Source organism: Streptomyces poonensis, from assembly GCF_014650915.1.
Lineage (GTDB): Bacteria > Actinomycetota > Actinomycetes > Streptomycetales > Streptomycetaceae > Streptomyces > Streptomyces poonensis.
Genome location: NZ_BMVW01000012.1, coordinates 26,361 through 39,646, shown reverse-complemented (window position 1 = coordinate 39,646; position 13,286 = coordinate 26,361). Strand labels below are relative to the sequence as shown.

The window sequence follows — 13,286 nt, the reverse complement described above, 5'->3', positions numbered from 1 at the left end:
TCATGCGTGGGAAAAGAGGATTCGTGGTGGTGAATGTGACGCTAGCCGCCCCACGACCAGGAGCAGGCCGCAGATAAACAACTCCGAAGTGGCGGCGTCGGGGCAGTGCCGGACCACGGGTCCGGTCACCCGTCGAGCTCGCCGGCGAGCTCGTCCAGTTCCGCCTGGCTGACGTCGAGCAGATCCACGTCGGACGGGGTGAAGCGGACGCTCTGCGGAGCCTCGGCGTGCGTGGCGAGCGCCTCCAGCACCCGGACCCAGGTGTCGGAGAGGTCGCGTACCACCGCTTCGTCGAGGAGCGCGGCCGGCCACTGCCACAGGACATGGAGCACGGGCCCGTCGGGGCCGTCCTGGACGGACGACGTGATCTCCAGGCCGTGCGCGACCGGCATGTCCGGGTCCTCGCCGCCCACGGCCCCGGCTTCGGGCGCCAGCGCCCAGTCCGCGGCGTCGGGCGCGGCCGACGTCTCGAAGCGGCCGAGGTAGTTGAAGCCGATCTGCGGTTCGGGCAGTCCACTGAGCGACGGTGCCGTGTCCGGGTTGAGGTGGCGCAGCAGTCCGTAGCCGACGCCCTTGTCGGGCACGGTGCGCAGTTGCTCCTTGACCCGGGTGAGCACGTCCCCGACCGCAGGCCCGCCCTTCCAGACGTCGACCCAGTCGATCCGGCCCGGATCCAGGCGCACCGGGTACAGGCTGGTGAACCAGCCGACCGTACGGGACAGTTCGCAGTCCTCCACGATCTCCTCACGGCCGTGCCCCTCCAGGGCGACGAGCAGACCCTGCCCGGCGCTCCCGTGGCGGCGCCGACGCCAGTCGGTGACGGCGAGGGCCAGACCGGACAGGAGCACGTCGTCGACGGACCCGTTGAACAGGGCCGGAAGCCGGGTGAGCAGGTCCGTGGTGGTCCCGGCGGGCAGCTGGGCGCTGAGCGAGCGCAGGGTGCCGCTCAGGTCCCTGGCAGGGTCGAGGACGAGCTCGGCCAGTGGCTCGGGGGCGTCGGCCAGCCGCCGTTGCCACAGGGAGAGTTCGGCAACCCGCTCCGGTCGCGCCGCCTCCGTGAGAAGTGACTGCGACCAGCGGCGCAGCGAGGTGCCCACCGGCTCCAGTTCCGGTGTGCGTCCCACCCGCACCGCCGCCCAGGCGGCCGTGAGATCGGGCAGCAGGATCCGCCAGGAGACACCGTCGACGACGAGGTGATGTGCCGCGAAGAGCAGCCTGCCGCGTTCCTTGGGACCGGCGTCGAACCAGACGAACTGCACCATCGTGCCGTCGTCGGGAGCGAGCCGGCCGAGCGCCGCATCGCACTCCTGCGCGTAGCGGGCTCGACGGGCCGTGTCGTCCAGCCCGGCGACGTCCACCCGGTGGATCAGCTTTCCGGCCTGGACGGCACCGCGTTCGGGCACCACCAGGGTCCAGGCGTCATCGGTGCGTTCCAGCCGGGCCCGCAGGGCGTCGTGGTGGTCCAGCAGGCTCTGTACGGTTCGGGTCAGCCGCTCCTCGTCGAGCGCCGCGGGTGCCTGGAGGAACATCGACTGGTTGAACCGGTCGATCGGGCCGTTCCGCTCGCGCAGCCAGCGCATGATCGGCGTCGCGGGGACCTCCCCGATGCCCCCGTCCGGGTCCTCGGCCCGGGTTTCGGGCAAGGGGGTGGCGACGGCCGCGAGCGCGGCGGCCGTCTGGTGGCGGAAGACGTCCTTGGGGGTGAGGACGAGCCCGGCCGCGCGGGCCCTGGCCACCAGCTGGATGGAGACGATGCTGTCGCCGCCGAGGTGGAAGAAGTTGTCGTCGACACCGATCGCCGGCAGTCCCAGCACCTGAGCCATGACCTCGCACAGCACCTTCTCCGGCTCGGTGGCCGGCTCGCGCAGTGAGACTCCTTCACCGAAGTCGGGGGAGGGCAAGGCGCGTTCGTCAAGCTTGCCGTTGACGGTCCGCGGCAGGGCGTCCAGCTCCACGAACGCCGCGGGGACCATATAGTCGGGCAGCGACCGTGCCGCGTGCTCGCGCAGTTCCGCCAGGTCCGGCCCGCGATCGCCCGCCACCACGTACGCGACGAGCTGCCTGCGGCCGGGCGTGTCCTCCCGGACCCGGACCACGGCCGCGGTGATCTCGTCCCGGGCGAGCAGACACGCCTCGATCTCGCCGAGTTCGATGCGGAAGCCCCGGATCTTCACCTGCGCGTCACCGCGGCCGACGTACCGCAACTCGCCGTCGTCGCCCCAGCGGACCAGGTCGCCGGTGCGGTAGAGCCGGCTCCCCGCGGGTCCGAAGGGGTCGGCCACGAACCGCTCGGCGGTCAGACCGGGCCGGTTCAGGTAGCCGCGCGCCAGGGCGGGCCCGCCGACGTACAGTTCGCCCGAGATGCCGGGCGGCACCGGGCGGAGCGCCGAGTCCAGGACGTACAGCCTGCTGTTGGCGACAGGGCGGCCGATGGGCGGCACGACCGCGTCGACGAGCGGGGAGCTCATGGTCGCGGCGACGGTGGCCTCGGTCGGCCCGTAGGCGTTGACCATGCGTCGCCCGGGAGCGAACCGGCCCACCAGCTCCGGTGAGCACGCCTCGCCCCCCACCGCCAGAGTCATGCGCTCAGGCAGTGCGTCGTCGGGGAGGGCAGACAGCATGACCGGCGTGATCAGCGCGTGGGTGATCGAGTGGTGGGCCAGCAGTGCGACAAAGTCGTCGCCGGGTGCCAGCCGCTCGGCAGGGGCGGCGACTAGGGCGGCGCCGGACAGCAGCCCCGCGCACAGCTCCCAGAACGCGGCGTCGAAGCTCGACGAGGAGAGCTGCAGCACCCGGTCGCCGGGGCCCACCCCGAACCGGTCGATCTGGGACTCCAGCAGGCTGGACACACCGCGGTGGGTGACCACGACGCCCTTGGGGCGACCGGTGGACCCCGAGGTGTAGATGACGTAGGCGGGGCTGTCCAGGGATGAGGGAACCGGCAGGTCACCGGAGGAGAGGAACGGGCATCCCACCGCCTCCTCGGCATCGAGGTTCTGGGTGTCCAGCAGCACCCGCTCGACGTCGGAGGGCGGGAGCCGGTCCGCGACCTCGCCGACGGTGAGCAGGAGGGCGGGGGAGCTGTCCCGGAGCATGTGCGCGATGCGCTCCGCGGGGTAGTCCGGGTCGATGGGCAGATACGCGCCGCCCGCTCGCATCACCGCGAGCAGGGACACGATCAGCTCGGGCGAGCGCGGCATCGACACGGCCACGATCGATTCGGCGCCCACTCCACGCGCCGTCAGCAGCCGGGCCAACCGGGTCACTCGGGCGTCGAGTTCGGAGTAGGACAGTTCGAGGTCGCCGAAGTACAGGGCCGGCGCGTCCGGAGTGGTGTCCACCCACCGGGCGAACAGTTCGGGCACGGTGGCCCGCGGCACCTCGCGCGGCGTCCGGTTCCACTCCTCGAGCAGCCGTGCCCGCTCGCCGGGGAACAGGACGTCGATCCGGTCGACCGGCTGGTCCGGGTCGGCCGCGACCTCGCCGAGCACCAGCACCAGCCTGCGGACGAGGAGTTCCGCGGTCTCCCGCTCGAACAGGTCGGAGCTGTAGGAGAGCACGCCCTCGATGCCCGCCGGGGCCCCGTCGGCCGAGTGATTCTCGGCGAGGCTGAAGGACAGGTCGAACTTGGCCACGTCGAAACCGAGTTCCTGGGTGGAGGCCGTCACCCCGTCCAGGTCGAGCACGGCCCGGGCGTTGTTCTCGAAGGACAGCATCACCTGGAACAGCGGGGTTCTGGCGAGCGAACGCTCGGGGTTGATCAGTTCCACCAGCCGTTCGAACGGCACGTCCTGGTTGGCGTACGCCGCCAGGTCGGTCTCACGGACCCGGTCCAGCAGTTGGGTGAACGTGGGCGAGCCGGAGAGGTCGGTGCGCAGGACCAGGGTGTTGACGAAGAACCCGACGAGGTCGTCGAGCGCGTCGTCGGTGCGGCCCGCCACGGCCGTGCCGATCGGGATGTCCTGGCCCGCGCCGAGACCGCTGAGCAGTGCGGCCAACCCCGCCTGGACGGTCATGAACAGGCTCGCACGGCGCTCACCGGACAGGCCGAGCAGCAGGCGGTGCACCTCGGCGTCGACGGTGAAGGGCACGGTGCCGCCGCGGTAGCTCGGGGTCGGCGGGCGCCGGTGATCGGTGGGCAGTGCCAGTTCCTCCGGGGCCCCCTCCAGCGCGGCACGCCAGAAGGCGGCCTGCTGGGCGATGACGCTGTCGGGGTCCTCCTCGCTACCCAGTACGGAGTGCTGCCACAGCGTGTAGTCCACGTACTGCACCGGCAGCGGGTCGAGCCGGGGCGCGCGGCCCGCCGCCCTGGCCTCGTAGGCGGCGGACAGGTCCCGGCCGAGCGGGGCCATGGACCAGCCGTCCCCGGCGATGTGGTGCACCACGAGCAGCAGGACGTGGTCGTCCTCGCCCAGAGCGAACAGCCAGGCCCGCACCGGTGTTTCGGAACGGATGTCGAACCGGTACGCGGCTGCCTCGGCGAGGGCGGCGGCGAGCCCGTCCTCGTCGGTCTCGACGACGGTCAGCTCCGGGAACACGTCGAGGACGACCTGACAGGGGCGGCCGTCGACCTCAGGGAAGACGGTCCGCAGGCTCTCGTGCCTGCGGACCACGTCCGCCACCGCCTCGGCCAGCGCCGTACGGTCCAGACGGCCCGTCAGCCGCACCGGGACCGGCAGGTTGTAGGTGGAGTTCGGCCCCTCGAAGCGGTTGAGGAACCACAGCCTGCGCTGGGCGAAGGAGAGCGGCACCACCTCCGGCCGCTCGCGCACGGTCACCGCCGTACGGGCCTGGCCCGCGGTGGCGACCGGGACGGCGAGGCCGGCGGGGGTCGGGGACTCGAACAGGTCGCGCACCGCCAGTTCGACCCCAAGGGTGGTGCGGATCCGGCTGATCAGCCTGGTGGCGAGCAGGGAGTGGCCGCCAAGTTCGAAGAAACTGTCCTCCACGCCGACCTCTGGCAGGCCCAGCACCTCGGCGAACAGCCCGCAGAGGGCCTCCTCCTGCGGTGTCGCCGGGGCTCGCCGAGCGGTCTCGCCGGACACCGGAGCGGGCAGTGCCCTGCGGTCGAGCTTGCCGTTGGGGGTCAGCGGCAGTGTGTCGAGGGTGACGAATGTCGAGGGCACCATGTACTCGGGGAGTGCGGCGGCCACGTGCGCCCGCAGTTCCGCGACGCCGGGCGCCGTGCGGTCCGAGGCGGGGACGACGTAGCCGACGAGCTGGCGCACACCGGGCCGGTCCTTCCGGGCCAGAACCACCGCCGAGGCGAGGGACTCGTGCGCGGCGAGCACCGACTCGATCTCGCCCAGCTCGATGCGGAAGCCGCGGACCTTGACCTGGTGGTCCGCCCTCCCGACGTACTCGATCTGGCCGTCCTTGCCCCAGCGCACGAGGTCACCGGTGCGGTAGAGGCGGGAACCGGCCGGGCCGAACGGGTCGGCGACGAAACGCTCGGCGGTGAGGGCCGGACGCTTCAGATAGCCCCTGGCAAGTCCGGTGCCGGCCAGGTACAGCTCGCCGACGACACCGGGGGCGACCGGGCCGAGGGTGTCGTCCAGGACGTAGACCCGGTCGTTCCAGACCGGTCGGCCGATCGGCGCAGTGGCCGGCCAGTCGCCGGGCTCGGCGGGCAGCGTGGTCCCGGTGACCACGTGGCTCTCGGTGGGCCCGTAGTGGTTGTGCAGTCGCAGCGCCGGGCGGGCGGCGCAGAACTCGCGCAGCCTGGGGGTGAGGACCAGCGCCTCGCCCGCCTGGGCGACGGCCCGCAGCTCGGTGAGCGCGACGCCGTTCTCCAGCGCGGCCTCCACCAGGGCGTCGAGGACGAGGTTGGGGGCGTACAGCTCGTTGACGCGCTGCTCGTCCAGCCACCGGGCGAAGGCGACCGCGTCCTTACGGATGTCGTCCTCCGGCACGACCAACGTCTTGCCGGTGAGCAGCGTGGAGAGGATCTCCTGCGCGGACACGTCGAAACTGATCGCGGTGAACTGGGCGACGCGCGTCCCGGCGGTGCCCCCGACCTCCGCGTGGTGCCAGGAGATCAGGTTGGCCATCGCGGCCGCCGGCATCACGACGCCCTTGGGACGGCCGGTGGACCCCGAGGTGTAGATGACGTAGACCGGGCTCTGCGCCCGCAGGGGGCGGACGCGGTCGGCGTCGCCGGGGTCGGTGTCCGGCTGCGCGGCGAGCGCCCGCGCGGTGTCCGGGGCATCGAGGTTCAGGACCGGAGCGGCGTGCCCGTCCGGCAGGACCCCGGTGGTGGTCAGCACCACCGAGGGCTCCGCGTCGGCGAGCATGAAGGAGATGCGGTCGGCCGGGTACTGCGCGTCGACGGGCAGGTAGGCGGCTCCCGCCTTGAGCACGGCGATCACCGCGACCAGCAGCTCGGCCGAGCGCGGCAGGGCGATGCCGACGGTGTCCTCGGGGCCGACGCCGCGCGTGATGAGCAGCCGGGCCAGCCGGTTGGCCCGCGTGTTGAGTTCCGCGTACGTCAGCCGGTCGGTGCCGGCCACCACGGCCAGGGTGTCCGGCAGCGCCCGCACCTGGCGCTCGAAGAGTTCCGGCAGGTGTGCCTCGTCGATGTCGCGCGCGGTGTCGTTGTGGCCGATGACCAGGCGGTGGCGCTCGATGGGGTCGAGGAGATCCAGCGAACCGATGGCCCGCTTCGGGTCCTCGGCCGCCGCGGCCAGCACCCGCACGAGGCCGTCGGCGAGCCGCTCGGCCGTCTCCCGGTCGAACAGGTCGGCGCTGTACTCGATCCAGCCGGTCATGCCGTCGGGGCGCCCGTCGGCGCCGTGCTGCTCGGTCAGCCCGACGAACAGGTCGAACTTGGCGGTGTCAGCGAAGTAGTCGTACGGCTCCACCTGCAGCCCGGGCAGGCGGAGTTCGGCCCGCCGGTTGTTCTGCACGGTGAACATGACCTGGAACAGCGGGTGCCGGGCGAGCGAGCGGTCGGGATTCAGCTCCTCGACGAGCCGCTCGAAGGGCAGGTCCTGGTGGGCGTAGGCCGCCAGGTCCGTCTCCCTCACCCGATGGATGAGCTCGTGGAACGTCGGGTTGCCGGAGGTGTCGGTGCGCAGCACCAGCGTGTTGAGGAAGAAGCCGATCAGATCGTCGACCGCGTCGTCACCACGCCCCGCGATCGGCGTGCCGATCGGGACGTCCTGGCCCGCTCCGAAACGGGAGAGCAGCACCGCGAGCCCGGCCTGGAGCACCATGAACAGGCTGGCTTGGGAGGTCCGGGCGAGGGTGAGCAGCCGCTGGTGCACCTCCTCGGGGAGGTGGAAGCCGACGGTGCCGCCGGTGTAGCCGGCCACCGCCGGGCGCGAGCGGTCGGTGGGCAGGTTCAGCTCGTCGGGTATGCCGTCCAGGGCCTTCTTCCAGTAGGCGAGCTGGCGGGAGACCGTGCTGTCGGGGTCCGTCTCGTCGCCGAGTACCCGTTCCTGCCACAGCGTGTAGTCCGCGTACTGCACCGGCAGCGGGCTCCACTCGGGCTCGGCGCCCTCCAGCGCCGCGGCGTACGCCACCGACACGTCATGGCCGAAGGCACCGAGCGACCAGGCGTCGCCGACGATGTGGTGCATCAGCACCAGCAGCACGTGCGTCCGGGGGCCGGTGCGCAGAACCCGTACCCGCAGCGGGATCTCCTCGGCGAGGCGGAAGCCGGCCCCGGCCTCGGTGGCGAGCGTCTCGGTGAGCCGGCCGGGGTCCTCGCCCAGGTCCATGACGGTGAGGTCGAGCCTGACCTGGGACGGGTCGAGGACGCGCTGGTAGGGCGTACCGTCGGCATCGGGGAAGACCGTGCGCAGGCTCTCGTGCCGTTCGATCACGGCGTGGAAAGCGGCCCGCAGCGCGTCCACATCGAGATCGCCGGTGACGCGCACCGTGAGCGGGACGTTGTAGATGGACTTCGAGCCGTCGAAGCGGTCCAGGAACCACAGCCTGCGCTGGGAGAAGGAGAGGGGGACGCGCTCAGGGCGCGGTCCCGCCCGGAGCGCGGGCCGGTCGGCGGCGGCCTCGTTCAGCCGGCGGGCGATGGCCGCAGGGGTCGGCGTCTCGAACACGGCGCGCAGCGACAGCTCGGCCCCGAACACCGCACGGGCCCGGGTGACCAGTCGCGTGGCGAGCAGGGAGTGGCCGCCGAGCTCGAAGAAGTTGTCGTCGGCGCCGACCGCGCCGACCCCGAGGATCTCGGTGAAGAGCGCGCACAGGATCTCCTCCTGCGGGGTGCGCGGCGCGCGCCCCGACAGCTCCGCGGCGATCTCCGGGTCAGGCAGCGCCCTGCGGTCCAGCTTTCCGTTGGGGGTGAGCGGGAAGTCGTCCAGCGTGACGAACGCGGACGGCACCATGTACTCGGGCAGCGAGGCCCCCACGTACTCGCGAAGCGCCGCGGGCCGGGGCGCCTTGGCACCCTCGGCGGGCACCAGGTAGGCCACGAGCCGCCTGTCGCCCGGATCCGGCTCGCGCACCACCACGAGCGCGCGCTCGATCTGCTCGTGTGCGGCGAGCACCGACTCGATCTCACCGAGTTCGATGCGGAAACCGCGGATCTTCACCTGGTCGTCCGCGCGTCCCGCGAACTCCAGGACGGCGCCGGTGCCTTGGGCCTTCCAACGCACCAGGTCACCCGTGCGGTACATGCGCGCGCCGTCGCCCGCGAACGGATCGGCGACGAAACGCTCCGAGGTCAGCCCCGGCCTGCCCAGGTAACCGCGGGCGACACAGGTTCCGGAGATGTACAGCTCGCCTGTGACACCCGGCAGTACGGGCCGCAACGCGTCGTCGAGGACGCGCAGCCGCGCGGTGCCGACGGGGGTGCCGATCGGAGGGGTCTCGGCGCCCGAGAGCGGGCCGCTGATCGAGGCGGCCACCGTGGCCTCGGTAGGCCCGTAGGCGTTGATCATGCTGTGACCGGTCGCCCACGCCTCGACCAGCTCCGGCGCGGACGCCTCGCCCCCGACGATGAGCACACGCACCGAGGGCAGATCGCCCGGCGAGAGCACGCCCAGCGCGGCGGGCGGGATGAGGATGTGGGTGACCCGGTGCTCGGCGACCAGCTCGACGAGCGCGCGGCCGGGCCGCAGCCGCTCGGCCGGGGCGAGGGCGAGCGTGGCACCGGTGAGCAGCCCCATGCACATCTCCCAGACCGCGGCGTCGAAACTGGGGGACGCGAACTGCAGGACCGTGCTGCCGGGGCCGACGCCGAACCGCGCGATGTGCTCGGCGACGAGGCCCGCGAGGCCGGCGTGGGGGACCACGACGCCCTTGGGCCGCCCGGTGGAGCCCGAGGTGTAGATGACGTACGCGGCGTTGGCCGGGGACAGCTCCGCGAGCCGCTCGTCCGCCGCGATGTCCGTGTCGGTGTGGGCGTCGATCGCGCGCACGGCGGTCGGGTCGTCGAGCAGCAGGCGCGGCGCGCCGCACGTCTCGGGCAGGACGGCGGCCGATGCGGAGGTGGCCAGGACCAGGGCGGGGGCGGAGTCGGTGAGCAGGTAGGAGATCCGTTCGGCCGGATAGGACGTGTCGACCGGCAGGTAGGCGGCGCCCGCCTTGAGCACCGCCAGTGTGGCGACGACCAGGTCGACGGAGCGGGGCAGGGCGAGCGCGACCAGCCGCTCGGGCCCGGCGCCCCGCTCGATCAGGGCGCGGGCGAGCCGGTTGGAGCGCCGGTCCAGCTCGGCGTACGACAGGGTGGTGCCCTCGAAGGCGAGCGCGGGGGCCTCCGGGTCCCGGCGCACTTGCTCGGCGAAAAGCGCGGGGACGACCTCTCCGGCCGGGAACGGCTCAGCGGGACTGCCGAAACCGAGCAGCCCGGTCTCCTCCGTGTCCGTCAGCAGGGGCAGACGGCCCACGAGGCACCGGGGAGTGTCGGCGAACACCTCGAAGAGGCGTCGGAAGCGTTCGCCGATCGCCTCGATGTCCGCGCGCCGGAAAATCTCCTGCCGGTAGCCGAAGTGCAGGCGCAGCGCGTCGTCGGGGAGCGCGGCGATGCTCAGCGGGTAGTGGTTGGCGTCCGTGCCCTTGGCGCCCACCATGGTGAGGTCGCCCGGAAGCTCCTTCAGGTCCTCGCCGCCCATCGGGTAGTTCTCGGTGACGGTGAGGGTGTCGAACAGGGTGGAGAGCCCGGCGGCGCGCTGGATGTCCGGGAGGCTCAGGTGGTGGTGCGGCACCATCCCGGTGGTCTGGTGCTGGACGTCGGCCACGGTGTCGAGCAGGCTCCACTGCGGCCGCACCTGGACCCGTACCGGCACCGTGTTGATGAACAGGCCGACCATGGTCTCCATGCCCGGCAACTCGGCGGGCCGGCCCGAGATGGTCGAGCCGAACACCACGTCGGTGCGGCCGGTCAGCTGGGCGAGCAGCAGTGCCCAGCAGCCCTGGAACACGGAGCTGAGCGTCAGGTCGTGGCGGCGCGCTGTCTCCCGGACGCGGTCCGTCAGCTCCCGCGGGATGGTGAAGGTGAGGTGGGCCGGCGGCACCGTGGCCCCCGAGTCGCCCGGGGCGATCAGGGTGGGTTCCTCCAGACCGCTGAGCACGGTGCGCCAGGCTGCCTCGGCGGCGGGCTTGGACTGAGCGGTCAGCCAGCCGAGGTAGTCGCGGTAGGGGGTGAGCTTCGCCAGGCCCGAGGTGTCGCCGCGGCGTTCGTAGATCTCGAAGAGTTCGTGCAGCAGCTGTGCGGTGGACCAGCCGTCGAGCAGGATGTGGTGGGAGTTGAACATCAGCCGGTTGCGCCGCTCGCCGCACTTCACCAGCGTGAAGCGCAGCAGCGGCCCTGCGGAGAGGTCGAACGTGTGGGCGGCGTCCTCGGCGACGAGCCGCTCCGCCTCGGCGTGGCGGTCCGCGTCGTCGAGCCCGGTGAGATCGAACTCGCGCCAGGGCACCTTCACTTCGCGCGGAATGACCTGCACGGGCCGGCTCAGCTTCTCGTAGCGGAAGCTGGCCCGCAGATTCGCGTGCCGGCGCAGCAGCGCAGCCGCCGACTCCCGCATCGCCTCGGCGTCCAGCTCGCCCTCGAGGTCGATGACGATCTGGGCGACATAGACATCGAGGTTCTGCTCCTCGTACAGGGCGTGGAACAGCATTCCTTCCTGCAGCGGTGACAGCGGAAGGACGTCTTCGATGGCTGCTCGCGTCATTGAGGGACTCTCCACATCGTTTTCCGGAACGGAACTCGTTCTGCCCCCGGCGCGCAACGTCCTGGTCCGGGCGGTCACCTTGAACGGCGAGTCTTGTCCCACGCAGCCACGGCATCAACGGCGCTGCAAAGAATTCATTGTGCGCATGTCTCTGCCCCGGCGCCGTGGCAGCATCGACCATTGCCAGATATCGACAATATGAAAGGGGCTCGGGTGAAGGGCTCCGGCACACTGTCCAAGTACTGGATGTTCAGCGATGAGTACACTCAAAATCCCTATCCCATTCTCGCCCAGCTGCGCCGGGACCAGCCGGTGGCCAAGGTCGAGACACCGGACGGGGTACGGGCCTGGGTGGTGACCCGCTACAACGACGTGCGCACAGCCCTCGCCGACCCCCGGCTCAGTCGCGACATCGGCAAGCTGTACGGATCGCTCGGCAGACAACTCGGTGTCGAGCTGAAGACCACCGACGAGATCAGCAACCACCTGGCCAACTCCGACCCGCCTCGGCACACGCCGCTGCGCAAAGCACTCAGCTTCGCCTTCACCCCGAAGCGGGTCAGGGGGCTGCGCGAGGGCTGGCCCAAGGTCGTGGACGACCTGCTCGACGAGATGGAGAGCACGGGCAACCGGGATCTGAACACCGGCCTTTCCGAGCCGCTGCCGATCGTCACCATCGCCCAACTGATGGGGGTGCCGGCGAGCGACTGGCCGCGCTTCCTGGTGTGGACGAACACGCTGCGTGTCGTCGATGCCTCCGACCCGACCGGGGTCAAGGCCAAGCACACCAAGGAGCTCTCGGAGTACCTCCAGGATCTGATCGCCCGCAAGCAGCGCCGTCCCGAAGACGATCTGCTCTCCGCCCTGGTCCACGCCGACGAGGACAAACGCCTGAACGCCAAGGAGGCGCTGTCGACGTCGTTCGGGTTGATGACCGGCGGCAACGACACCACGACGGCCATGATCAACAGCACGTTCACGGCGCTTTTGACCCACCCGGATCAGAAGGCGCGGATCGCGGCGGACTTCAGCCTCCTGCCAAGCGCTCTGGACGAGCTGCTGCGCTACACAGCACCGGTGATCACCTCACTGCAGCGGGTCACACTGGAGCCGGTCGAGCTGAGCGGGGTGCGGATTCCGCAGGACGAGATCGTCATCATCTCGCTCGCGTCGGCCAATCACGACCCGGATGCCTTCCCCGACCGCCCGGAGGAGCTGGACATCACCCGCCCGAGGCCCTCCCAGCACGTCAGCTTCGGGCACGGCATCCACTACTGCCTCGGCAACCACATGGCCAGGGCGCTCACCGAGGTCGCCGTCCAGCGGGTCTTCGAGCGCTTCCCCAGCGTCCGGCTGGCCGTGGACCCGTCCGAACTGCGCTACAAGCCCGGTTTGGTCGTCCGCCCGCTGGCCTCACTGCCGGTGGTCTTCGGACCTCCCGCGTAGCACCACGCCGGCGTCGACCCACAGACTTGGGCCCGAGATCCGCGACAGTGGATCCCGGGCCCTCTTCGTGTGCCGTGACCGGGTGCGTCAGGCCCCGGAGCACCGCCGGGTACGGCGCCGGTAGTACGAGACGGTCACGGCACCCAGCAGCGGGCCCCAGGCCAGCAGGGGCGCGTAGCAGACGGTGACCACCGTGTTCTGCAGCCGGTTGCCGAGCGGCGGGCGGACCGCCCACTGGTAGGCGGCGTACCCGCACACGGCCGTCGTCGCGACGGAGCCCGCCCCCGCGATCATCACCGGCACCATGACCGGGATGGGCCTGCCACCGAGGCCGGGAACCCAGCGGGGCACCATCTCGCCCCACGGCCGCACCAGCCCCAGGGTCGCCAGCGCGAGTCCCTCCCCCATGACGGAGAGGCCGAGAATGTACGTCCGCTCCCCGGGGCTGGCATCGATCGTGGGGACCACCTTGGGGACCCCGGCGACCAGGGCCACGCGCCACAGCCCCGAGGGCACGGTGATGCCCGCGGTGATGTGCGCCGTGGTCCTGGCCCAACGCGGCACGTCCGACGGGGGCACGCCCGGTTCCCCGGCCACGTGGCGCGCCGCCCCGGCCGGCGAGGACGACGGGAGCTCGGCCGGCAGCGGCTTCGGGGCCAACCGGGCCGCCGGCGGCCGGCCTCCGGAGAAGGAAAGCCTGCTCAGGAG

At 71.6% G+C, this 13,286-nt stretch carries 3 protein-coding genes; 1 reads left to right on the top strand and 2 read right to left on the bottom strand.

The window, feature by feature from the left end; genetic code table 11:
- Nucleotides 1-125: 125 nt before the first annotated feature.
- Nucleotides 126-11,132, bottom strand: a complete 11,007-nt coding sequence (locus tag IE242_RS25500) for a non-ribosomal peptide synthetase (RefSeq protein WP_189863141.1) — start codon at nt 11,130-11,132, stop codon at nt 126-128.
- A 213-nt stretch (nt 11,133-11,345) separates the two neighbouring features.
- Here IE242_RS25500 and IE242_RS25495 point away from each other — a divergent pair, with 213 nt between their 5' ends.
- On the top strand, nt 11,346-12,578 hold the full coding sequence (locus tag IE242_RS25495) for a cytochrome P450 family protein (RefSeq protein ID WP_189863139.1): 1,233 nt from the start codon (nt 11,346-11,348) through the stop codon (nt 12,576-12,578).
- Nucleotides 12,579-12,665: 87 nt separating this feature from the next.
- On the opposite strand, the gene IE242_RS25490 is transcribed toward IE242_RS25495, so the two are convergent.
- Nucleotides 12,666-13,157, bottom strand: a complete 492-nt coding sequence (locus IE242_RS25490) for a hypothetical protein (RefSeq protein WP_229859435.1) — start codon at nt 13,155-13,157, stop codon at nt 12,666-12,668.
- Between the last annotated feature and the right edge of the window lie 129 nt (nt 13,158-13,286).